This is a genomic window from Staphylococcus sp. GDY8P126P (assembly GCF_017891965.1).
GTDB lineage: Bacteria > Bacillota > Bacilli > Staphylococcales > Staphylococcaceae > Staphylococcus > Staphylococcus saprophyticus.
Map to the genome: position 1 here is coordinate 398,680 of NZ_JAESKG010000002.1, position 24,026 is coordinate 422,705.

Annotated in this window: 22 protein-coding genes; 2 read left to right on the forward strand and 20 right to left on the reverse strand. The window is 32.9% G+C overall.

The window, feature by feature from the left end; translation table 11 throughout:
• Window positions 1-9 precede the first annotated feature (9 nt).
• From KA893_RS04460 to KA893_RS04475, 4 genes are all read right to left on the reverse strand, one after another.
• Window positions 10-627, reverse strand: a complete 618-nt coding sequence (locus KA893_RS04460) for a DUF47 domain-containing protein (protein ID WP_037538996.1) — start codon at window positions 625-627, stop codon at window positions 10-12.
• Between the two features lie 645 nt (window positions 628-1,272).
• Window positions 1,273-2,301, reverse strand: coding sequence for a sensor histidine kinase (locus tag KA893_RS04465; RefSeq protein WP_037538998.1), 1,029 nt, complete (start codon window positions 2,299-2,301; stop codon window positions 1,273-1,275).
• Window positions 2,294-2,968 (reverse strand): response regulator transcription factor, encoded by a 675-nt coding sequence (locus KA893_RS04470; RefSeq protein WP_002484003.1) that lies wholly within the window; start codon window positions 2,966-2,968, stop codon window positions 2,294-2,296. The genes KA893_RS04465 and KA893_RS04470 overlap by 8 nt, the downstream gene beginning before the upstream one ends.
• Before the next feature lie 12 nt (window positions 2,969-2,980).
• Window positions 2,981-3,898, reverse strand: coding sequence for an NAD-dependent epimerase/dehydratase family protein (locus KA893_RS04475; RefSeq protein ID WP_041079740.1), 918 nt, complete (start codon window positions 3,896-3,898; stop codon window positions 2,981-2,983).
• 121 nt (window positions 3,899-4,019) lie between these two features.
• Here KA893_RS04475 and KA893_RS04480 point away from each other — a divergent pair, with 121 nt between their 5' ends.
• Complete coding sequence (locus tag KA893_RS04480; RefSeq protein ID WP_041079741.1) at window positions 4,020-4,526, forward strand: GNAT family N-acetyltransferase; 507 nt, start codon at window positions 4,020-4,022, stop codon at window positions 4,524-4,526.
• A gap of 476 nt (window positions 4,527-5,002) precedes the next feature.
• Here the strand turns inward: KA893_RS04480 and KA893_RS04485 are convergent, their stop codons facing one another.
• From KA893_RS04485 to KA893_RS04540, 12 genes are all read right to left on the reverse strand, one after another.
• Complete coding sequence (locus KA893_RS04485) at window positions 5,003-6,034, reverse strand: alpha/beta hydrolase (protein WP_037539014.1); 1,032 nt, start codon at window positions 6,032-6,034, stop codon at window positions 5,003-5,005.
• 182 nt (window positions 6,035-6,216) lie between these two features.
• Entirely contained in the window at window positions 6,217-7,284 is a 1,068-nt protein-coding gene (locus KA893_RS04490) for a YkvI family membrane protein (RefSeq protein WP_002484007.1), read from the reverse strand.
• Between the two features lie 423 nt (window positions 7,285-7,707).
• Window positions 7,708-8,208, reverse strand: a complete 501-nt coding sequence (locus KA893_RS04495) for a hypothetical protein (protein WP_002484008.1) — start codon at window positions 8,206-8,208, stop codon at window positions 7,708-7,710.
• 158 nt (window positions 8,209-8,366) lie between these two features.
• Entirely contained in the window at window positions 8,367-8,729 is a 363-nt protein-coding gene (gene dhaM / locus KA893_RS04500) for a dihydroxyacetone kinase phosphoryl donor subunit DhaM (protein ID WP_011303715.1), read from the reverse strand.
• On the reverse strand, window positions 8,729-9,307 hold the full coding sequence (dhaL, locus tag KA893_RS04505; protein ID WP_002484010.1) for a dihydroxyacetone kinase subunit DhaL: 579 nt from the start codon (window positions 9,305-9,307) through the stop codon (window positions 8,729-8,731). Before dhaL ends, dhaM begins: the two co-directional genes overlap by 1 nt.
• Window positions 9,308-9,341: 34 nt before the next feature.
• Window positions 9,342-10,307, reverse strand: coding sequence for a dihydroxyacetone kinase subunit DhaK (dhaK, locus tag KA893_RS04510; protein WP_194375972.1), 966 nt, complete (start codon window positions 10,305-10,307; stop codon window positions 9,342-9,344).
• Between the two features lie 180 nt (window positions 10,308-10,487).
• Window positions 10,488-11,504, reverse strand: coding sequence for a FecCD family ABC transporter permease (locus KA893_RS04515; RefSeq protein WP_037539032.1), 1,017 nt, complete (start codon window positions 11,502-11,504; stop codon window positions 10,488-10,490).
• Window positions 11,501-12,502: a FecCD family ABC transporter permease gene (locus KA893_RS04520; RefSeq protein WP_011303718.1), complete on the reverse strand. Its 1,002-nt coding sequence runs from the start codon at window positions 12,500-12,502 to the stop codon at window positions 11,501-11,503. The genes KA893_RS04515 and KA893_RS04520 overlap by 4 nt, the downstream gene beginning before the upstream one ends.
• Before the next feature lie 9 nt (window positions 12,503-12,511).
• A complete protein-coding gene (locus KA893_RS04525; RefSeq protein WP_002484014.1) occupies window positions 12,512-13,315 on the reverse strand; it encodes an ABC transporter ATP-binding protein in 804 nt (267 codons plus the stop codon).
• Window positions 13,316-13,630: 315 nt separating this feature from the next.
• Window positions 13,631-14,467 (reverse strand): YitT family protein, encoded by an 837-nt coding sequence (locus tag KA893_RS04530; RefSeq protein WP_002484015.1) that lies wholly within the window; start codon window positions 14,465-14,467, stop codon window positions 13,631-13,633.
• A 648-nt stretch (window positions 14,468-15,115) separates the two neighbouring features.
• Window positions 15,116-16,345, reverse strand: coding sequence for a NupC/NupG family nucleoside CNT transporter (locus KA893_RS04535; RefSeq protein WP_011303719.1), 1,230 nt, complete (start codon window positions 16,343-16,345; stop codon window positions 15,116-15,118).
• Between the two features lie 385 nt (window positions 16,346-16,730).
• Window positions 16,731-18,449, reverse strand: coding sequence for an ABC transporter ATP-binding protein (locus KA893_RS04540; protein ID WP_041079745.1), 1,719 nt, complete (start codon window positions 18,447-18,449; stop codon window positions 16,731-16,733).
• Between the two features lie 224 nt (window positions 18,450-18,673).
• Here KA893_RS04540 and pbp4 point away from each other — a divergent pair, with 224 nt between their 5' ends.
• Window positions 18,674-19,969 (forward strand): penicillin-binding protein PBP4, encoded by a 1,296-nt coding sequence (pbp4, locus tag KA893_RS04545; RefSeq protein ID WP_041079746.1) that lies wholly within the window; start codon window positions 18,674-18,676, stop codon window positions 19,967-19,969.
• Window positions 19,970-20,133: 164 nt separating this feature from the next.
• On the opposite strand, the gene tagD is transcribed toward pbp4, so the two are convergent.
• From tagD to KA893_RS04565, 4 genes are all read right to left on the reverse strand, one after another.
• A complete protein-coding gene (gene tagD / locus KA893_RS04550; protein WP_002484019.1) occupies window positions 20,134-20,532 on the reverse strand; it encodes a glycerol-3-phosphate cytidylyltransferase in 399 nt (132 codons plus the stop codon).
• A 90-nt stretch (window positions 20,533-20,622) separates the two neighbouring features.
• Entirely contained in the window at window positions 20,623-21,681 is a 1,059-nt protein-coding gene (locus KA893_RS04555; RefSeq protein WP_041079747.1) for a glycosyltransferase family 2 protein, read from the reverse strand.
• Complete coding sequence (tarB, locus tag KA893_RS04560; RefSeq protein ID WP_037539035.1) at window positions 21,678-22,769, reverse strand: teichoic acid glycerol-phosphate primase TarB; 1,092 nt, start codon at window positions 22,767-22,769, stop codon at window positions 21,678-21,680. The genes KA893_RS04555 and tarB overlap by 4 nt, the downstream gene beginning before the upstream one ends.
• 391 nt (window positions 22,770-23,160) lie before the next feature.
• Entirely contained in the window at window positions 23,161-23,961 is an 801-nt protein-coding gene (locus tag KA893_RS04565; RefSeq protein ID WP_002484022.1) for an ABC transporter permease, read from the reverse strand.
• Window positions 23,962-24,026 lie beyond the last annotated feature (65 nt).

Sequence of the window (24,026 nt, forward strand, 5' to 3'; positions counted from 1 at the left end):
TAGGACTCCTTAGCTATTTTTCATGATTATTGTTTCAAAGTTATTTGCTACAGCTTGACATTTATCTGCAATCTCTTCCATGCTTTCATATATTTCTTTTATTTTAATAAGTGTGATTGGATCTGTTTCACTATTAAATATGTGTTTAATTGATTGACGTAAAATACCGTCACAATTTGTTTCAAATTCTTTTATGTTAATAGAATGGATACGCATATGCGATAATTTTTTCTCTACAAGCAAACCAACAGCTAATTTCATTTCTGCGATTGCTTTTTGGATATTATCTACAAATTCAGCCATGTATTCATCTGTATATTCAATAGAATACATTTCGAACATGCCTGATGTTTCTTCAATTGCATCTAAAACATCATCAATAGCGTTACATAAAGAGAGGATATCCTCACGTTCAATTGGTGTAATAAAAGTTTGGTTTAAGTCTGAAATCACTTGATGCATTAATTCATCGCCGTGTGATTCATACGTTTTAATATTGTCTGAGTATGCTTTAAGGTCTAAATGCGTATTAAACTCCATTTTCCCAAATTCAATTGCTGCTCTGTCTAAGTTGAAAACCATTTCTTCAAGTTTCACCATGAACTTATCTTTTTTCTTGTTAAACATTCAAAAAATCCTCCATTTACAGCGATTGTCCTCAATCACCTTCAATAAATTTAAAAAAATTTAAAATCCTTTAAGACAAATTAAGATTGGCAAGATTTACAATTTGCTCATTTTTTGCCAGTATAACAGCATTTGTTAATTATATGTAAATGAGCATTTGCTTATATTAGTTTAAAAAATCTCACAAATGTTGATTTATCCTTATTTGAAAATAGCACAAAATTTACAATACTACAATTGCATTTACAAATTCTTAACATTTCATTTTCATTAATTTAATAAAATGATTTTCATACATTATGAATACAGAATACATCTCTATCAAAAATGATGATTTGTACTTATGCTTTATAATATCGCATTGTATCTAATGAGATTTTTAAATAAAACTCACATTAGATATAATTGCACATTTACTTTTCGGATTCAACAATTACTTTTATAAATACGCAAATGATTTCATAGTTTCTGTTAACACTTCATCTGTACACAATGATGTTTTCAATAAAAAATTGTCGACACATATAGTCATTTGCCGACAATGCCTCTAGATTATATATAAGCAACGCAATCTGATATTGCTACAGTATAAGATGAAATTCTTTTTTTTAAAATTTGATGTCAATCTAATCTCATAAGTAATGCTTATATATTTTGTGATAATTTTGCTACAATTTCATTTTGATTCGGGAAAATAAATTTAACTACTGTTCCTTTATCTAATTCTGAATGAATACGCACGCATATGCTCAGTTTTTCTTTAACGTGATTAACCAAATATAAACCTAAACCTGATGATGCCGTATTATTTCTATTTGAAGTAGACGTAAATCCTTTATCAAAAATTCTAGGTAAATCCTTTTCACTGATACCTTTGCCTTCATCTTTAATTTCGAGTACAACGTGTCCACTTTCTTTTAATGCACGTATATGTATCATACTTTCTTCACTATATTTAACAGCGTTAGATAACACTTGTCTAATCATCATGCGACACCACTTTGTATCTGTATATACATTCAATGTATCCTCAAAATCTAAGTCATAACCAATGCCTTTAGACTGGCTGATGTATCTTGTAATCTGTATTTCTTCTATTACAAGCCGTTTCAATGGCACATGTTCGAAATACATATCTTTATTCTGAGATTCAAGTCGCGTTAAAAATAACTGCCTATCTAACATATCATTGATACGCGACCATTCATAAAGTAAGGCGTGCTTCCTAGATAAATCTTGTTCTTTTTCTATTAACAGTTTCATTGCTGTTACAGGTGTCTTAATATCATGTACAAAATCAGTCAACGCCGCTTCCGTAGATTGAATTTGTTGCTTTTGATGTGTAACTAATGCTTTTTGATTCGTGATTTGTCCATATAAGTAATTCACCATTTCTTGTTGAAACGGTGTGTCTGCTAATGATTTATGCTTCAAAGCTTCTGGTTCTATATTTTCGTCAAGATGCTTATAAAATTTCACTTCTTTTAAATAAGTAAATATTAAGAACAACACCGATAGGCCTATATTTAAAATAATAATATATAAAATGCTATATACACTAATATCATAATCTAAATAAGCAATACCTAAGAAAATGAAATGCAGAAATAATAGCCATAGTATCCAATATATGCGCGAGCGTAAAAAGATAAAAAACCATTTTAAATTAGCCATGCGCCATATATCCTTTGCCAATTTTCGTTTCAATGGCATCATTCATATCTATATCTACTAATTTCTTTCTTAATCTATTCACATTAACGGTTAATGTATTGTCACTAACAAAAGCTTCATCATCCCACAACGCAGTGATGAGTGTATCTCTCGTAACAATTTGATCTTGTTTTTTCACAAGCATTTCTAATATAATCATTTCCGTTTTAGATAAATATATTTGATGATCCTCTTTACTTATACTACCTTTTGATAAGTCTAATATCGCATCTTGCCATGATAGCACACGCTTTTCATCTAAGCTAAATTGATAGACACGTCTGTATATGGCTTGGAGTTTCGCTATTAATACATTGGTATTAAATGGTTTTTGAACATAATCATCCGCGCCAAGTTCCATACTCATCACTTGATCCATTGGATTGTCCCTAGATGATAAAAATAAAATGGGTGTATTAGAGACTTCCCTAATTTTTCTTGTCCAATAAAATCCATCATATTTGGGTAATTTAACATCCATAATGACGATTGCGGGATTAACAGATTCAAATTTAGTCATCACATCATTAAAATCATCTATACCATTTACATTGAAATCCCATTGTTCCAACTCTTCACTTAATTCTTTAAATAATGTCATATCATCTTCTACTAATAGTATATCCATAAAGTCACCTTTTTATTTTGTATATTTTATATCTTCACCTGACTGGATTCGTCCATTAAAATGCTTAATTCGACAATCGATTTCAAAGCCACGCAGCATTAAACCTTGGAACGGCGATTGAAATAAGTAATACACAGGCCAAACTAATTTAGGTATATAGTCATATAGATGCACTAAGACAGTTTGTGTCCCTTTCAGCATACGGAACTCCAGCTTACCTTGCTTTATTACATTGGGTTTAACAATAGAACCACTTACTAAATGTAGCACAATCATATCATATTCGACTTGCATTTTATGAAGTACTAACACAGGTTTCTGCTTATCTTTTATGTAGATTACATAATTATCCTTGTCTTTGTACGCATGCAGCATCGTTCCTTTTGTTTCATTTAACCAATTAAAATAATATTCAACCATTTGGTCTAATGTCCAATTCATCGGTAATTGAATACTCAACGCACTGCGTACATCATCATATTTAGAGACTTGTAATTCAACTGACACATGTGGGCGTGAAACGATCGCTTCCGTTTGTTCTACTGGTACACCGTATGCTGACAAACGTTGAATGGTTTCATGATCAAATCGACTACCGCTAATATAAATAATTTTACCTATACCGTTCTCAGCAGCCGCTCTTCCAAAATTGTCAGAAGCAATTAAGTTTAAATCTCTTGCTGTTGCTTGTGTTAATTTAGCTGAATGTTTGGTTGGATCCAAATAATAAATGGCAATATCCATGTCTTCCATCGCATTTAATACATCATCATAATTATAAATATCTTTTTTCAACCATATCACTTCTTGGAAATCTTTCTCTTTAGGATATTTGGATAATGTATATAGATTGCCTTCATCTTTTATAGAATGAATCAAGTTTTTCCCTATATAACCTGTGACACCAGCGAGTAAAATATTGGGCTTCATAAGCATACTTCCTTTTTATTAGTTTGACTCTATTTAAATAATACCTAGTAATATCATGCTAATGATGTTAAGTTATACTATAACTGAGTATTAGCAAAATAGATATAAGGAGTGTTCATACATGGTTCATCAAATACGTGAAATTGGTATCAATGATATAGATTCATTTGTAAAGTTATTAACGACAATTTATGATGAATCTGATTACTTAATATATAATCCTGGGGAATATGCACCGTCTAACAATGACGCCATTGCAAACTTGGAACATTACATCACATCACCTTCTAACGCCATTTACGTAGCAGAGAATAACGATGAACTCGTTGGCTTTGCTATTGTTACGACAGGTAATTTTGAACGCACACGCCACGAAGCTATATTTTCTATGGGCGTTATCAGACATTATCGAGAGAAAGGGCTCGGTCAATCATTAATCAACTCTGTTGAAGCATGGTGTTTAAATCATCATATCCGTCGTATTGAAGCTTCGGTCGTTCCTGAAAATGAAACAGCAGTAGATTTATTTAAAACTGCAGGATACCAAATTGATGGTGAATTACGTGACAAATTGTATATAGATGGTAAATACTTTAACAAATATGTCATGTCGAAGTTACTACTTTAATTTACCTCTCAACTATTTATCTAAACGTCGCTTATATCTATGTTTTTTGTAAATGAAAAACATGTCAAACAGTAAACTAACTTCACTATTTATTGTCTCAATTTCACATTGTAGCAGCAGTAATGCGCGTAGATGTCAGTTTTTTATCATTTTCTGTTAGATTAACCTGGAAGAATGGAACTTGGTCATCTTTTTCAGTTAAGTAGAATGTATTATCTAATTACTAATTGTCTTATCTGTTGTACTCTAACTCATGTTATATAGTAATTTATAACGTTTTGATATATGTGACAAAGTGCATACACAAGAAATGAGCTACTCGAATCGTATGATAAATCGTAAATATTGTAAGTTATTAAAATAAAAAGCTAATCCGATAAACGGATTAGCTTTTTTGAGCATAGTCATTGGCAAGCTCTTTAGATTTACACTTACATCTTCAACATACATACCAATGTATATGATGCATTAATTTATTAATATGGATTTAATTCGATACCATTAGGATTCGATGTTTCTTCATCCACTTCAGTTTCTACACCTGAAGAATTTGTATTTCTACTTAAGAAACTTTGCACTTTTTTCATATTTTGTTTCGATTCTGGTAACTCTAAATGGAATTGATATTGATGTCTTAAATTGTGCGTTCCATCATAAAATAGTTTATCTGTAGGTATACCTTTAGATTTTAATTTTTTATAAAACTCAATGTTTTGGCTATAAAACGGATCTGCATCACCTACTGATAAAAATGTAGGTGGATAGTCTTTTGTAACTTGATTAATCGTGGACATTTCACTAATATATTTAAACTGTGTCTCCCAGTCTCTCTTACCAGTATAACTTTCCATAAACAGTTGTATCCTTGGAAATTCAGTGGCTTTAACGGTTTTCATATCGTAAAAGCCTCCAAAGAAGATTGCCGCTTTTATTTTATCTGGTTCAAATTGCTGTTCAAATCCCATATCATCTCTTAGAGATTTATTCGTTTGCATTGCAGTATATTGACTTGATAGCTGAGCACCTGCTGAATCACCACCAAAAATCACTTGATCAAAATCCATAGGTAACTCATGTTTATTTTTTTTAATAAATTGTACCGCTTGGTCAATTTGATGAAGTTGCGTTGGATATTTATAGTCAGGTGCAAGTGCATAGTTAATATTTACTACGATATATCCCTGTTCAGCAATTTTTGATAGTAACGGATTCTTATATTGTTTATCCCCTGCTATAAAACCACCACCATGCATCCAAAATACGACCGGCAATTTATTATCTTTATCTAAATCAGTAGGCGTTAAAATATCTAATCTACTGTTTGGTACGCCTGTACTATAAGTTATATTGGTAAATGCATTGACGTTTCTATTATTAATTTGTACTTTTTCTTTTATTTCTCTAGAATGCTGTCGATCATATTGCTGTTTTAACAACAACGCAGTAACTAACGCTACCACAATAAATACAATCACAGTAATTATCGTCCACTTGTAATTTTTCTTCATGCATGACCTTTCCTTTCGGAAGCATTGTACCATAATTCATACAGTAGTGTGAATTGGCTAACAAATATAGATGAATGAAAAAGTCTGAGACATCAATAAGTAAGATGCCTCAGACTTTTACTCAATGGGAAGTAGAAATAAAGTCCCTTCCCTAATGATAATTATTTAATATATCTTTTTATTTAAGCAATAAATTTCTTGTTCTGACGTTTTCTACTATAATATTTCACAAGTACGCCTATTACAACAACTAAACCTACAACACCCATAATTGGATATAAGAAGTTGATAAGCCCAGCGAAACCTACAAAGCTTAATGCGAATGCAACAATTACCATAACCACGATAAATATGTGATATTTTTTACTATATGGTTCTGTAAATCTTGCCGCAAATGAGTACATTAAACCAAGAATTGTATTATACATTACCGCTAACATAATGATAGATAACACTAAACCAATCCAAGGATGGATATCATTAGCTAACGTTAACATTGGAATAGATGCATCTTCGATTTTTGTAAATTCTGATTGTAATGCAAAGTTGATAAGTGCTAATAATATCATATAAACGATACCACCAAATAATGCACCTGCGCCTGAAACTCTACGTCTCGAAGCATCGCCACCAATTGCAACAATCGTACTAAACCCAACTGCAAATGCTAAACCACCATAGTTGATACCATATAAGATACCTTTTACGAGACTTGCATCTGGAACTGAGTCATTGACTTCACCAAACGAAATACTTCCATTAAATAAGTAATACGCAGCAATAATAACAACTAAAATTATTAAGAATGGTGTGACTACGCCTAAAGCACGTACAATTTTGTTAAAGTCCATTAATAAAGTGATATAAATTACAATAACCATTATCAATGCACCCAACCATGTTGGTACGCCAAAACTTTCTTCAAACGTTGATCCTGCGCCAGCAATCATTGTGACTGAAATACCAAATAAGAAAAATATTAATAAGTAATCGACAATTTTACTGAACTTATTTCCAAATAAGTAATCTAAAGTAGACTCATGATTTTGTGCATCAAAAGCAGTTCCGATTTTCGCAACTTGTCTACCTATAAATCCTAAAATCAGACCCGAAAGTATAACACCGATGTATGACCATAAGCCATATGGTGAGAAGAATTGCATTACTTCCTGTCCTGTTGAAAAGCCGGCACCTACAACGATACCAACATAAGCGAATCCAATTTTTACCGCTTCTTTATTCAACCCCATGTAAATTTAACCTCCTCATAGTTAACACATTGAGTTATTATAACTTACTGAATATATTTTGCAACAGCACACCATAAAATTTTACACTATACATTATTTTTAACACAAATATACATTCAACTTAATATTATTAAAAATTCAATCAGTGTATTAAATATACTATTTACATAAAATAACAACCGTTAAAACCGCTTGATTCGAGCATTTTTTGCAACTTTATACATGACTACTTTCCAAGAATACATTTAATATCCCTTTAAAATTTTTCGTGAGGATATAATATCTAGATATGAGATTACAAACACAAAGAACCAAGTGAAACACATTACAGATAAATGTAGTTTACTTGGTTCTATTTAAAATAGATTGGATTATTTGTCAAAATCTAATATTTTTAATGCTTCACCTAAATTAACTAACGCATTAATGGGCATTTTTAAAACGATTTAACTCGTTAAATTCAACAACCACATTATCCATACGTTTAGCAGTTTCTTTAAGCACATTACGCGCAACACTATTCGTAGGATCTAATTTAAGTATTTGGCGTGATACGTCGAATGCTTTTTTATCAGAAATGACTGGTTCCGGAACTGCATGTAATAATAACATTTGTAACAAGCTTTTTACTTCTTTGCCCTCAGTGATTTTTATGGATGCTTCTGCATGATAAAATGCAGAATCCAAAGCCCCATGGAGTTCACTTAATGGATAGACTAATAAGAGGAACGCTAAATCGTGCATTTCTGCCGTTTCTTCTTCTTTCATCATATCTAAAATACATGTATAAAACATAATATTTTCCACTTCATGAGCACTTGAAATATAAGCTTCTTCAAATTCCATAAAATCTGACTGGGACATTAAACGTTTGACTGACTCAAATTCGCCGTTTAAGACATGCTTTTGTATTAAATCTTTCATGGCAATGTCCTCCTAGGTATCCAGATTTCTATAACAGTTAGCTTTTATTCTACCATAATCTATCTCTATATTCATTTAAAAAAGAAGTTTTTTGTCAAATTAGTTGCTACCTTCATATTTAACTTACTTTTTATAGTTTTTAACAATAGCTATGCGCTTTAGCCAAATGTTTTATTTAACGCTTCTATGGTCTCATCAATAGATCCACCAACTGATAATTTAACTGCTGCAGTAAAACTCCCTTCAACAATAGGTGCATCAACTTTCTCTACTCGATGTTGCCCTTCATACATCTCAATTGCTAAATCTAAGTTCATTTCTGCAGACCCGATATCATAAAAACATAACGTATCATCATCTACTTGATTAATTAACGCTTGTATATGGTCATATGACGTACCGATATCATCGCCTACACCACCTTGATCAATTACTGTCACACCCGGTGCCATTTGTTTTAATAAATCTTTTGTACCAGCCGCAATTGCTTTACTATGACTAATGATTACGATTTGAGTCATTATGATTCATCTCCAATCAATGCATTTAAAATGTAAACACTACTCTGTGCGCCTGGGTCAACGTGTCCTTTCGAATCTTCCTTGAAATAGGAAGCACGTCCTTTTGTAGCTTCAATATCTTTTGTCATATCAGCATATGATTGCAATACATCAAGCGTCAAGTTTTCACCTTGTTGTATGGCTTGATTAGCACGTTCGATAACGTCAAACATGGTTTTTTCATTTAATTCTACTTTGCCTCTTTGCGCAATCGCTTCTGAAAATGAATTTAATAGTGCTTTTAAATTGTCTTGATCAATTTCTTCATTGACCACTTGAGACATTTTTACAAAGCTGAAGCCATACAAAGGGCCTGAAGCACCGCCGATATGAGACATTAAAGTCATTCCAGTAGACTTTAATAAACTTTGCATAGAGCTGTCATCAATATTATCAGGTAAAGCTTTAAAGCCTCTTACCATGTTAACACCATGATCCCCATCACCAATAGCTCTATCTAAATCCGTAAGTAGTGTTTCTTTTTCTTCAAATACTTCTACTAATTCTAATAACCGTGCTTTGAGTTCAGAGATATTCATGCTTCCACTCCTTCAGTTTATGTTTTAAGATATTTTAATTAAAATAATGACTTGAGGTTGGCGTATTGATCGCAGTTAGGATTGCTTCTGAATTCGGTACAAGCGTTAACGAAAATCCTTGCATATCTAAAGCTGTCATATAATCGCCTACTAACCATTGAGCAACTGTTTTATCGTTTTTATCCATATATTCAGCAACATATTTTGCCACTATATTAAGCTCTGAAAGCGGCGTGGCACCCATGCCATTGACCATTACGATCAAATCATCTGATTGTACTTCTTTGAACAATTCATTTAATAAACGTTCTACAATGTTATCTACGGTTTCTATTTTTTCTCTTGATAGACCTTTCTCACCATGTATACCGATGCCTATTTCCATTTCATCCTCTGCTATGTCAAAACCAAATTGACCTGTTGTTGGTACCATGGGCGCTGTAATGGCCATACCAATCGTATTGATATTTGGTAAAAAGTGCTCTATCTTTTCTTTGATATCCGATAATACCACGCCATTCTCTGCTAAGTGACCCGCATATTTATGAACGAGTACTGTACCCGCAACACCTCTACGTTTTTCTTCGTCGCTTACTGCAATATCATCTTTCACAACCACTGTTTCTACGTGAATGTCTTCCATTTCAGCCATTTCTTGTGCCATTTCAAAATTCATAACGTCACCAGCATAGTTTTTCACTACTAATAATACGCCATCACCATTGTCTACAGCTTTAATCGCACTTAATATTTTATCAGGTGTTGGTGATGTAAAGACTTCGCCACAAACTGCAGCATCCAACATGCCTTGTGCTACGTAACCCGCATGTGCTGGTTCATGGCCACTACCACCTCCAGAAACAATCGCTACACCTTTTCCTTTTTTATGTTTTCTAACAACAACGGTATCTGAAATAATCTCAATTTCTTTATTTGTGATTGAAAGTCCATCTAACATATCATTTAAAAAATGTGTTTTTTCTTTAATCAATTTTTTCATAACGACGACCTCCTCATTTATCTATTTATTCTTAGTATACCCCACTCACAAATGTAAACGCTAACATATAAGCGTTGATTCTTCTAATTTTTCCAACATTATGGTTACCTTCTAAAATTGAGCATAAAAAACGAATACTTGTATCAACTTCAACAAGTATTCGTCTCAATATTTCATCTATTAAACTGATTTTGTTTTGTACATTAAGTATAAGAAATAAGGTGCTCCGATAATTGCAACAACAATTCCTGCTGGAATACCAGATGGCTGTAAGATAACTTGTCCTAAAGTATCTGCCAATACAAGTAAGAAAGCACCAATTAATATAGAAATTGGTAAGAACAACTGGTGTCTTGGTCCGACAATTGATTTAGCAATATGAGGCCCTAATAATCCTATAAAACCTATTGCACCTACAACCGATACTGCGGCAGATGAAAGTAAGACTGCGACAAGTAGAAGGATAATACGTTCTCTACCGATTTTCACACCGACACCTTGTGCAATATGCTGATGTGTATTCAATAAGTTTAAGACATTCGCTTTAAATAGTAAAAATGGTATAAGTACAATAATCCATGGTAAGAAGGCAATAACAAATGCCCACTCATCTCCCCAAATATTACCAGCAAGCCATGAAGCAATAAACTCTGATTGATCTTCATCGAATGTAGACATTAATGTTAATGAACCACCGCTTAGTGCTGAGGCCATACCAACACCAACTAGCACCATACTTGCAGGCGTAATACCTTCACCTTTGTTATAACTGAATGAAAATATAATGAGCGCAGTCAGTACGCCACCGATCATACTTATAATAGGGAGGACGTAAACAAAATTGGCTGCATCAACCTGACCTACAACTATAAATAACGCAATAACAAAGCCACTACCTGCGTTGATTCCAAGAATACCCGGTTCCGCTAATGGGTTCTTAGTCACACTTTGTATAATAGCCCCACTCATAGCTAATGCTGCGCCTGCTAAAATTGTAATAATCATTCGTGGTAATCTAAACTCCATGAGTATTAAGGTATCTGTATAGGCTCCTTGACCAATTAGCGTCTTGAAAAACGTGCCAACTGACATCTTATACTCACCTGAAGTCATACTCCAAGCACATGCCAACAATACTAAGATAGTTAGAATCACCATTGTGATCCATTGTTTATGTTTTAATCTTGGATCTATCATGAGAAGCGTCCCCCTCTTTTAACTAAGTATAAGAAGTAAGGTACACCAATAAAGGAAATAATTGCACCAACTGGAGCTTCTCCTAGCATACGTGCAACTGTATCCGCAACAAGTAGTAACAAGCCACCAACAACTGCCGTAAGTGGAATAACACGAGCATAATCTGTTCCTACTAAATATCTCACTATATGCGGTACCATTAAACCGACAAATGCTATTTGACCAACCATCGCTACGGCTATACCTGCCATAATCATAGATAAAATCAACGTAATTGCGCGCGTGAATGCTACATTTTGACCAAGGCCTTTAGCAAGGGTTTCGCCTAAATTTAATATTGTTAATTGCTTACTCATTGAAATGATAATGACAAGTGCAATTAAAATAAATGGCGCTGCCCACATTAATTGATTCCAAGTCGTACCTGAAACACCACCGGCACTCCAAAACGTTAAACTTTGATTTAATCTAAATAACAATGCGACACCTTGACTTAATGCAGTCAATAGCGCACTGACGGCTGCACCTGCTAATATAATACGCATAGGATTAAACCCATCACTTCTTGACCTACCAATCATGAGCACAATAAAGCCACCCATTAATGCACCTATGAATCCAGCAAACATCATAACGATAAATGGTGCTGTCGGATAGAATGCAAAAGTGAGCGCAAGCATGAATGAAGCACCCGAATTCAGACCAATTAAACTCGGGTCAGCCAAACCATTTTTAGTAACACCTTGAATGACTGCACCTGAAGTACCCAATGCAACACCAACTAAGATTGCACCTATATCTCGTGGTATGCGTATTTCACTTATGATATTATGTTGTTGATTTTTAGGGTCATAGTTAAATATTGCTTCAAAAATAGTCGATAAATGAATTTTAGCATCACCAAATAAGATTGAAGTAATCAAGGCAACAATCAATAGTAGCACTGCTATAATAAATGTCGTTGTAAAATTCAACTTCCCTTTTCTCTTTGTAGTCATAATTTATCCCTAAACCTCAGAATAACTTTTTCTGCATAAATCGTATGTTACTAGCATAGGTTTTCCAGTTCTTGGGTCTGTACTAATCTCTACATCGATATTAAACACTTTTTCTAAAATATCTTTCGTTAACACTTCTTCAGTCTCACCAGTCGCAATAATATCGCCATTTTTCATAGTAATTAAATGATCTGAAAAACGGACAGCCTGGTTTATATCATGTAAAACCATGATAATTGTACAACCTTGTTCTTTATTTAATTGCGTAATCAATTCCAAGATTTCTAATTGGTGAGAAATATCTAGATATGTTGTTGGTTCGTCTAAGAAAATAATATCTGTACGTTGAGCTAAAGCCATAGCTATCCATACACGCTGACGTTGTCCACCACTCAAGTCATTGATAGAACGCAATTTAAAATCATACGTACCAGTTACGCGCATTGCCCAATCAATTTCCTTTTTGTCTTCTGCAGACAGACGACCAAAGCCTTTTTGATGCGGAAAGCGACCATATGATACAAGCTCACCGACTGTCAATCCATCAGCAACTTCTGGTGATTGAGGTAAAATCGCTATTTTCTTTGCAATTTCTTTCGTAGAATGTGAATGTATGTTTTCACCATCTAACTTAATTTCTCCATTTTTAACCGGTAATAACCGTGATAACGCTTTAAGTAATGTTGATTTCCCACAACCGTTTGGTCCTATAATAGAAGTAATTTTTCCATCTGGTATGTGTACATCTAAATTATTGACGATGACATTATCTCCATAACCTATAGTGACCTGTTCTCCTTTTAAGCGATTCATAATTTCCCTTCTTCCTATAGCAGTAGGCATCATAGCCTGTTTATTCCCTTATAAATTTTATCTATTGACTTATAAATTTTCCATATTTTTTAAATGATAATCATTATCATAGATGTCATTATATCATTTTTTAAACCTATTGACTATCAAATGTTTTTATAGTATTTCTTTACTTTATAATCTGTTTATATCTATATACTTTTTATTTTCAGTTGCTTATATGTTCGTTTTCAGGGGAGCTTTTTAAGCAAAATAAATAGCCTTTAGTTATGAATTACTTCATAAATTAAAGGCTAAAAGTGAATTAATTTATTTTTAATGTTCGTCGATTAAAAAACCGTTACCATATACATCTCGTACATCATGTATTACTAAAAAGGCATCGCTGTCTATTTTTCTAATTAAGCGTTTCGCACGTGTGACCTGTGTCTTCGTTATTACAACATACAAGATATCTTTTTCTTGTTTAGAAAAATAGCCACGTCCATTTAAAATGGTAAGTCCACGTCCTACTTGCTCATCTATTACTTTAGCAATTTCATCTGGTTTGCTTGAAATAATGGTCATTGCTTTTTTCGTATTCAAACCTTCTATGACATAATCCATCACTTTGGTACCAATGTATAGCGAAATCACTGTTACAAGTGCACTAGAAATTGGAATAACCGATAATGAAATCGCTACGACAATCAAGTCAAAGAATAGCAATGCATACGGTGTACTGACATCTAAATATTTATTGGCAATGCGCGCTAAAATCGTTGTCCCCGCTGTTGTGCCACCGGCAAGTACAATAATCCCGATACCGAGCCCGACACATGTACCGCCAAACACTGCATTCACTAAAATATTACCGGTTTCAATCTTCCAGCTTTCGGTAAACTCTAAGAATATAGAGATAAGTATGGTTGCAACTATCGTTAAGTACATACTTCTCTTGCTTAAAAATTTATAGCCTATCGCAATTAACAATGCGTTAAAAACAAAGTTTGTGATACCTGGAGAAATGTGAAAGGCATAGTACAGAACAATCGCTATACCAGTTACGCCTCCTTCACCTAAATCAGCAGATATGATAAATGTATTTACGCCAGCTGAAAATATAAATGATCCAAAAACGACTAATATTAAATCACGTACTGTTTTATTCACCCACACGACCCCCTTCGATTTGCTTCAATCAATTGAATGTTAGCAAATAATCGTCAATACCACAACATCTATATTGTCGCAAAAGCCCAATTCATCGGTCTAAATCGCTATGATACTGCCGATACTTTATATCACAACTTTTTAAAGTTTAAAAATTCTGAAATTTCTGTTTACTTATACATCTCTGTTTGCTATAATAAAATCTATCTTCTTATTGATAGCCAATAAGAAGCCATCTCCTTTGTGTTGTTTATAGTAACAAACAAAACAATTTTTGCTCGAGTATATTTTTAGTACCTAGTCCTTACTAATTATGTACAATTAATTCATTTCCCGTAAAAACCAAGTAATGATGAATGTGTCTCCTCACTTCAATTACTTGGTTTTTTATTGTGTTTTTTGGTACCAAGTCTATCAATACAGAACTAATGTGATAGGACTTCTTCAACAAAGCGATGCCACTCTTTTAAACAATAAAAAAAGAGTGTACAGAAACCTAATTTAGAAAAAATTAAGTTCCCTATACACTCCAACATGGTTTTGAGATAAAAAACATATAAGCACTTTAAAACCTATATATAAATATACCTCGCATGCTTCACATCTATCTTATTTTATTATGCATTTTAAAATCATACCTCATTCAACTTACCAAGCAAATAATCCAACGAAACCTGCAGTCATTAATGATACTAAAATACCAGCAAGTAATAGCATTGGGACATATTGTGAAACAAAATCGGATGTTTTCTTATCTACGATCCCTTTCAAAGTACCTACAATCATACCGATTGTTGAGAAGTTAGCAAATGAGATTAAAAATGTTGTGATTACTGCACGTCTATGTGGTGAATAGGAATCAACGACGTCTTTAATTTGCCCCATCACAACGAACTCATTTGTAACAATTTTTTTAGCCATTTGTTGTGCTACAATCCATGCTTCGCCCCATGGTAAACCTAATAGTAATGCGAATGGATACATGAACGCACCGAGTATTTGATCTAGACCGAAACTACCTTTAATACCTGCCCAACTTCCCACGATGCCAGTTATTAAGTTAATTAATCGATCAATTAAATCTGATAAAGCTACAAAACTAATAACAAACGCCACAATTATTAGAATCAGTTTACCAGCATTAAGTACAGAATCGCCTAAGAATGAGAAGAACGGTTGGCGTTCCACTTCATCATTTTGAATACTGTAAATAATATCTTCTTTTTCTTCAAGAGTGACTGGATTTAATATCGATGAAACAATAATTGCATTAATAATATTTAATGGAATGGCAGTTAGTACCAAATCACCTGGAACCATAGAGACATATGCACCAACAATGGCGCCAGATATCGAACTCATTGCCATCATTGCAACAGTTAACACACGTGTTTCTTTCATACGCTTCAATTGTTCATTTGAAACAGCTAAAGCTTCTGTATTACCTAAAAACATCATTTCGATACTAAAGAATGACTCGAACTTAGGTTGTCTTGTAACTTTCGCTAATACCCAACCTATACCACCAATGACTTTTGGTAATATATTAAAGTACATTAAAATATCGAATAATGGTACAACTAATAAAATTGGGAATAAAGCACTTACTGCCATGTCCATTGCACCTGGTTTCACCCAACTTGCAAATGCAAAGCCTGTCCCAGCATGTGCAGAATCAATCACCCAAGAAATACCATTCGCTAACGATTGTACTGCTGTTTTCCCCCAAGGAAAGTACATTAAAAACCATGCTAAGAATAAATTTATTAGTACTAAAATAGCAATAGATTTCCATTGAATATGCTTTTTGTTTCTAGAAAATAAGACTGCAATCCCTAAAAATACAAACAATCCTATTATGTTTATCACTAAGAACATCAATACACCCACCATTTCTAATTTAAATCATTGTTATCAATGTATGTTTGAAAGTACACCTGTTGCTATGTATTTTGAAAATATAAATAAACAAATTGTCTCCATCCTTAATAACGCATGCATTAATTATTAAGTTTCAACTTTCCATTTATCCTTTTTTCTTCTAATTTTTAGTTTGTTCAATCATCATAATAAATGAGTTATACTTTCATAAGACATTACTTTGAATCTACTTAATAATTATAGCACGCATGTACTTTATATAAAATAACTATTTTATAGTTCGTTTTAATCGAAAAAAACAGTCATTCACTTCCTAAAATATTCGTGTTTAATTATGAAAACGGCTTCATTTGATAAACAAATGAAGCCGTTTCTGTTCTTTTTATTTTGTTAAGTTCTGTGTGTTTACAAATTGTTGATATTTTTCATGATTAGTAATTAGTTCTTGATGTGTACCTCTACCTGTTACTTTCCCAGCATCAATAAAGATAATTTGCTCCGCTTTTTTAATAGTAGAAAGTCTATGTGCGATAACAACCGTCGTACGATTTTCCATTAATTCCTCTAATGCGTCTTGTATTTTCCGTTCGCTCTCACTATCTAAATTAGCAGTAGCTTCATCAAGTAATAAGATATCTGGATTTTTAACAAAACAACGGGCAACATCGATACGTTGACGTTGGCCACCTGATAGTTTCAATCCACGTTCACCGACGACCGTATCGTAACCATCTTCAAACTGTTCAATAAATTCATGACAATTTGCTAACTTCGCGTAATGAATCAATTCTTCATCAGTGACTTCCCGATTAATACCATATAAAATATTATCCTTAATAGTACCGTTCATCATTGAATTGGATTGCATGACATAGCCTATTTTTTCACGCCATTGCCCTAATGCAATATCGTAAATTGAATTACCACCATATGTAATATCGCCATCTTCAATATCGTACATACGCTCTATAATATTAAAGATTGTACTCTTACCTGATCCTGAGGGACCTACAAATGCTGTGACTTTACTTGGAGGTATTTCAAAATTAACATCCGAAAGTATGGGTTTCGTACCATACTTAAAATCAACGTTTTCAAATATTAAGCTGCCACCATTAATTTCTGATGCTTGAGTGACATTTAAAAGTTCCGTTGGTTCTTCCATAATTTCATAGATACGACTACTGGCACCAACTGCCTTTTTATAGTCTGTAACTAAAGTTGATAAATTAATTAATGGGGATGACAGTTGGATTACATAAAATATCATGGCAATTAACGTACCGGCTGTTATTGCCCCTGTCGAAATTCTGATTGCACCAAAACCTAATATAATGGCAATCGTGAGTAGCATAATCACACCTGATATCGGTTGGATGATGGCAGTAATTTTAGCCTGTTTCAATCCTAAAAAGTATATTTCTTTTAAATTTTTATGTGCATTATCCAATTCTAAATCTTCAGTATGAGAAACCTTTACTAAACGCATTTCTGTTAAAACACGTCCTAACAAACCACTGAAATTCGCGATTTCTGACTGAGTTTTTTTAGAAATGTTTTGCATTACTTTACCGAGTGGTATCATAATCAATACAAAAATAGGTATCGTAATAAATGTTAATAACGTCATCTGCCAATCCATGACAAATAACATAATCATAGATCCAATGATTGTTAGCACAGAAGGTAAGAGATTGGGTAATTTCTGAGAAATAAATTCATTAATTACTTTCGTATCATCTGTTAAACGACTCATTAATTGCCCACTTTCGTTTTGATCAAAGAATGGCATTTTCAAATGAATGATATGGCGCCATAACACAGAACGAATGGCATAAATAATTTTTTCTCCAATTTTGCTTAGTAAATATAAACCAATCCCACTCAATAATGCATTTACTATAAAAATAGAAATGAATCCAGCGACAAACATCCAATTCATATTTTCAAATGAAAATTTGTCCACAAGCTTACCTGTGAAAAATGGTACGAGTAGTCCTGTAATACTACCTAATGAAGAAATCAATACGGCAATAATAATCAGCCCTACCGGCCATGATAATTTTTTGAATAAGTAGAATAATGGATTCTCTTGCTTCATGTTTTTGACCTCTTCTTAAAATTTTTATTTCTTTTATACGATAATTGAGCAGATATTTAAAAATTTCATTAAATGAATTACAATTCAACTGATTCTATTTTACACAACTCTTTTCCATTCCACAAATACCCTAAACTAATAGGGTTATATTTTATTATAAGTTTGCAATATGCTAAAATATTTCTATTGCACCAAAACTGAATATATTAAGAGGGAATGTCATTATGAGAAAGTTTATACTAACTATTATAACTGTACTCTTCATTGGTACAATTATAACACCTTCTGCACAAGCTGAAAGCATTACGCCAACTCAGGCTGCTAATCAATATGGCTATAATGTCACAGATTCATATCAACCAGAAGGCGCCATTAATGTTTCGCAAACAGGGCAACTATTATATCAATACAATATCAATAAAACATGGTATCCCGCTTCGATGACTAAATTAATGACCATGTATTTAACACTCGAAGCAGTAAATAAAGGTGATTTGTCTTTAAATGATAAGGTTAAAATCACAGATGAACACTATAGAATGTCTACACTTCCTGAACTAAGTAATACAAAACTTTATCCAGGTGAAACATATACGATCAAAGAGTTATTACAAATTACGGTGTCTAACTCTAGTAATGCTGCTGCGCTTATTTTAGCTAAAGAAGTTTCTGGGAATCTTTCAGACTTTACAGACAAGATGAATTCAAAAGCAAAATCATTAGGCATGAAAGATACGCATTTTGTAAACCCTACTGGTGCTGAAAATAAACAATTAAAAGATTTCGCACCTAAAAAATACAAAAACGAAGACAATAATACGTCAACTGCTAAAGACTTTGGCATTTTATCACAACATGCTGTACAAGATACACCAAAAATTTTAGATTTTACTAAACAACTTGCGCCAACCCAACACGGTGTAACTTATTATACATTTAACCATTCACTTGAAGGTGCCGATATGAGCCTAGAAGGTACTGACGGATTAAAAACAGGTTCAAGTGATATCGCCGATTACAACCATACCATTACAACCAAACGTGATGGTTTCCGAATTAATCAAGTTATCATGGGCGCCGGCGACTATAAAAACCTTGGCGGCGAAAAACAACGTAATATGATAGGTAATGGATTGATGAACATGTCCTTTGACCAATATAAATATACAAAAATATTATCAAAAGGCGAACAAAAAATTAACGGTAAAACGTATTTTGTTGAAAAAGATCTTTACGATGTATTACCAAAAGACTTCGATAAAAACGACTACAAAGTCGTTATTGAAGATGACAAAGCACATATCGACTATGACCGTGAATTTATTTCAGATAAATATGGTCCACCATCAGTTAATGTTAATAAACCACTTGTACATCAAGCAACAACAATTGTAAAATCATCTTGGGATGAACATCCAATCTTAACATTATTAGGTACCATTTTAATCATTGTAGCCATAGCCATTGTTATTTATCTTATTATCGACTTATTCAGAAAAAAATCACGTAATAAAAAATAATATTACCCGATGGGAGTGGGACTACGAAATCTCAATAAAAAATTTGATTTCTGTACCACTTCCATTTTTTACACATAAAAAGGTTGTTGAAGTCAGTTCACCTCAACAACCTTTTTATGTGTTATTTAATTTTTTCAAAACAAGTTCCATTTATATAGCACATTTTACTTTTCACTATCACCATATAATTCTTTTTTAATTTTAGTTGTAGATATACCCTCTGTACGATTAAGATATATCACTTCACATTTGTCTTTTAAGAAATCAAATTCGCCTTCCCAATCATGGCCCATTACAAAAGTATCCACTTCATAGCGATCAACGTCAATTTCTTTTTGGCCCCAACCACTTTCTGGGATAACAAGGTCAACATAACGTATGGATTCTAACATCATTTTACGTTGTTCAAAGTTATAATAAGATTTTTTATTTTTAATGCGATTAAACTCATCTGTTGATAAAGCAACTATTAAATAGTCACCCATTTCTCTTGCTCTTCTTAACAATTCAATATGACCATAATGTAATAAATCATATGTGCCATAAGTAATTACTCGTTTCATAAACTATACTCCTTAACAAAAAATTTACTTAAATTTTACATTTTAAAAATTATAGCATATTCCATACAAGTTTACGAATATCGACTGTTTTTATCGGTTTAAAATTTGTTTCAATTTCATTCTTCCTCTGAATCGAGCGCGTTTGGGTAAAATTTCCGCTTTAAAGCGATAATAATTCGGTCTACCAATACCAACCTTTAACAATGTATCTCTCCATTGTTGATACAGCGCTTTATTCCACTTTTTACTGCCTTGCTCAATCACTTTTACAATTCTAAACATCGCTGCACCATCGTAATCTGTTTTCTGCATTTCCATCATGTATGCAATAACTAAATCTAATAATTGTTGTGTTATTATGTCATGCTTTTCAATATATGATTGCAATAAATAACTGACAATCAACTCATCCATGCGGTAGCTATAATAAATTCTTGATTCTCTAAGTAATAACGTATCCATAACACGCGCTCTTACTTTAACTGCATCTTGCATATACGAAGCAAATTGCTCTGCACGTTGATCTGTTACGGACCCTTCTTGCTCGTTATAACCATACACAATATCAGGTAATAGTTGAATATCATGTGCTTTTTTATATGCATTAATAATAAAAGTATGTTCTTCACAGAACACCACATCTTCATCGAAGCGTAAGTCTGCAAATTTGGCGTTAAACATTTTAGCGCCCGGACCGATAGATTGCATCATATCTGGACATTGTGCGAGATTGACTTTATCAAGTTTTTGAATAGCTTGATGTGAATAAATCGTTTGCCAATCGCCATCTTTTTCACGACCAATTTGACCAATTACAATATCCACATTGTCATCTTGCTGATAATAATCTGCCATAAAATCAATTCTGCTTGGCAAAAATTCATCATCTGCATCTAAAAACATAAATACATCACCTGTCATATTAGCAAGCCCAACATTTCTACTAGCTGCCGCACCTTGATTCTCTTGATTAATAATAATGACATGCTTGTATTCATTTTGAAGTTTTTCGAGTTCTATTTTACTATCATCTGTTGAGCCATCATTGATACATATAATTTCATAATTTTGTTTCGTATCAACGGATGCAATTGCTCTACGAATTGTATTCACTGCATTAAATACAGGAATGATAATTGAAATTTTCATATTTTCACCATTTTCTCTATTTCATTAATAACTTTAGTCAAACTATCTTTGGCATTATACTCGTGCCAATCATTAAATAAAGGGGGTAATTGTACATCATGATCTTTTAGCTTTTCTATTAATTCTGTTTCTGTATAGGCTTTATATGCTTCAGGAATAGCTTTATAAAATGTATTTAATCCTCGCTCTTCCTCATACTGTGCTTCATCATAGACATAAAATAATGATGGCTTATCTAAAATACTAGCTTCAATCGCTAATGAGCTATAATCACTTATGATCACATCAGCTAAAATCATCATTGATTGTAAATTAATCGCTGTTTGGTCTTCTGTTGCGATAGAAGGATGTAAGTTGCTAAGTAGCGTATACTCTGGTAACGCTGCTTCAAATTGGCTTTTATCAATTTGACGATTGGCTTGCTTATGTTCACGATAAGTGGGGACGTAAATTGCTACCTTCCCCTCTATACCATATTGTTTTTTCAATTCATTCTGCCTTTTTACTACATCGAGTCTCGTATAAGGAACCAACCTTGGTAGTCCAGTTCTTAAAAATTGGTCGTCTGACGCCTCAAAAGATGCTTTGAAACATTCAATCATTGGTTCACCGCCTACCAGATACTTATCTGTCGCATTATAGACTTTTCTATATTGATTCACCATTTTAGCATTGGATAAATCCACTTGATGATCCGTTAATCCAAATTGTTTCAATGCACCTGCTGCATGCCATGTTTGAATAATGGTTTGGTTCGGTTTTTTCTTTAATCCTCCAAGCATTAAATAATACGTATCAATAACGATGACTTTTGCAGAACTAAGTGCTTTGATATGTTTAAATACACGCTTATTACCCGCCGGTAAAAAGTTTATTGTTTCAAATTGTTGTAAATATTTACGATTTTCTTCATTTCCAATCACAGTGATTGCGTACCCTTTTCGGTATAATGCTTCAACGATTGGACACACGTCTTCAGCAAATGTCATCATGATAACAATATGCTTACTTTGTACTTTCTTCTTTATATATATTAAATTCAAAAAGCGAATTATACCCATATATAAATTTTTAATAAGTTGTCTCACTACGTTCACCGCCAATTATTTTTTCAATGCGCTTGTTTATATTATATCTATCATAAATAGAAAATTATAGAAAAATCCTTTTTATCCATTTGAAATACTCAATTTTATTGAACCAATGCAAATCCGTACATCTTTCGCATTTCATACTTAATACAAATGTTGAAAGGCCTTTATAATAACCGCCAAAATTTTAATAGGATTACATGCACTTAAATTCATGCATTTATACGGCTCATTTCACGCAAATCACAGTAGTTCTAAAGCGTAGTAAGCAATTATGTTGAGTGTAAAAAAGTCTGAGACATATCATTATGTCCCAGACTTTGATTTCAATATATCACGCGCTAAATTCATTGATTCAGCATTCTCTATACTTTAAATATCTACTTATTTACATGAAATCTGCAAAATGATCTCGATAACGCATATGAAGTATTGAACCGAGTATAAACAGAAGTATAATAATAAACATGTTATACAACGTTAATTCCCAATGTGTAATAAAGTACCACTCTTTGTGTAACACAGCAGAACGATATGCCTCTGCTAAATAATAAATCGGATTTAATTTCATTACATCTTTTACAATACCTTCTGGCGGTACAATTAAAATAGATGAAGCAAAGAATACCATTCTCATTAAAGCTTGAATTGCCTGTTGCGTATCTTTAACGAGTACACCTAATGTAGAGGTGAACAAAGCAATCGCTGTTGTAAGGATTAGTGCAAATGGTACGTATAAAAACAGTTGTAATGTATAAATTGTTGGATAATAGCCAGCTAACATACATATGAATATAACAACAACGAGTAATGCTAGATGACCGTAGAATCTACTCATTACAATATAGGAAGGTATGATGGATAACGGAAAATTCATCTTCGCTACATGATTATACTTCGTTGCTATTGACTTTGTTCCTTCTAAAATACCTTGGTTAACAAAGAACCACATACTTATACCTACGAGTAACCAATAAATAAATGGCACACCGTCTATAGGATTATTACTTCTAATACCCAGACCAAAGACAAACCAATAAACCATAATTTGCATCGCTGGATTAATTAATTCCCAAGCCATACCTAAATAATTATTCGTATTCGTAATTTTCACTTGGAACTGCGCAAGCCTTTGTATAAGATAGAAATTTTTAAAATGCTCTCTAAATACTATCCACACTGCATTCATTTAAATAAACCACACTTTCAATCGATTTGCTTATCATCATTTATTCATGACGCTATTTATTGTAT

Bases quoted from the DNA above. Each gene is read 5' to 3' on its own strand.
- KA893_RS04460 (WP_037538996.1), bottom strand. From the start codon at position 627: ATGTTTAACAAGAAAAAAGATAAGTTCATGGTGAAACTTGAAGAAATG.
- KA893_RS04465 (WP_037538998.1), bottom strand. From the start codon at position 2,301: ATGGCTAATTTAAAATGGTTTTTTATCTTTTTACGCTCGCGCATATAT.
- KA893_RS04470 (WP_002484003.1), bottom strand. From the start codon at position 2,968: ATGGATATACTATTAGTAGAAGATGATATGACATTATTTAAAGAATTA.
- KA893_RS04475 (WP_041079740.1), bottom strand. From the start codon at position 3,898: ATGAAGCCCAATATTTTACTCGCTGGTGTCACAGGTTATATAGGGAAA.
- KA893_RS04480 (WP_041079741.1), top strand. From the start codon at position 4,020: ATGGTTCATCAAATACGTGAAATTGGTATCAATGATATAGATTCATTT.
- KA893_RS04485 (WP_037539014.1), bottom strand. From the start codon at position 6,034: ATGAAGAAAAATTACAAGTGGACGATAATTACTGTGATTGTATTTATT.
- KA893_RS04490 (WP_002484007.1), bottom strand. From the start codon at position 7,284: ATGGGGTTGAATAAAGAAGCGGTAAAAATTGGATTCGCTTATGTTGGT.
- KA893_RS04495 (WP_002484008.1), bottom strand. From the start codon at position 8,208: ATGAAAGATTTAATACAAAAGCATGTCTTAAACGGCGAATTTGAGTCA.
- dhaM (WP_011303715.1), bottom strand. From the start codon at position 8,729: ATGACTCAAATCGTAATCATTAGTCATAGTAAAGCAATTGCGGCTGGT.
- dhaL (WP_002484010.1), bottom strand. From the start codon at position 9,307: ATGAATATCTCTGAACTCAAAGCACGGTTATTAGAATTAGTAGAAGTA.
- dhaK (WP_194375972.1), bottom strand. From the start codon at position 10,307: ATGAAAAAATTGATTAAAGAAAAAACACATTTTTTAAATGATATGTTA.
- KA893_RS04515 (WP_037539032.1), bottom strand. From the start codon at position 11,504: ATGATAGATCCAAGATTAAAACATAAACAATGGATCACAATGGTGATT.
- KA893_RS04520 (WP_011303718.1), bottom strand. From the start codon at position 12,502: ATGACTACAAAGAGAAAAGGGAAGTTGAATTTTACAACGACATTTATT.
- KA893_RS04525 (WP_002484014.1), bottom strand. From the start codon at position 13,315: ATGAATCGCTTAAAAGGAGAACAGGTCACTATAGGTTATGGAGATAAT.
- KA893_RS04535 (WP_011303719.1), bottom strand. From the start codon at position 16,345: ATGTTCTTAGTGATAAACATAATAGGATTGTTTGTATTTTTAGGGATT.
- KA893_RS04540 (WP_041079745.1), bottom strand. From the start codon at position 18,449: ATGAAGCAAGAGAATCCATTATTCTACTTATTCAAAAAATTATCATGG.
- pbp4 (WP_041079746.1), top strand. From the start codon at position 18,674: ATGAGAAAGTTTATACTAACTATTATAACTGTACTCTTCATTGGTACA.
- tagD (WP_002484019.1), bottom strand. From the start codon at position 20,532: ATGAAACGAGTAATTACTTATGGCACATATGATTTATTACATTATGGT.
- KA893_RS04555 (WP_041079747.1), bottom strand. From the start codon at position 21,681: ATGAAAATTTCAATTATCATTCCTGTATTTAATGCAGTGAATACAATT.
- KA893_RS04565 (WP_002484022.1), bottom strand. From the start codon at position 23,961: ATGAATGCAGTGTGGATAGTATTTAGAGAGCATTTTAAAAATTTCTAT.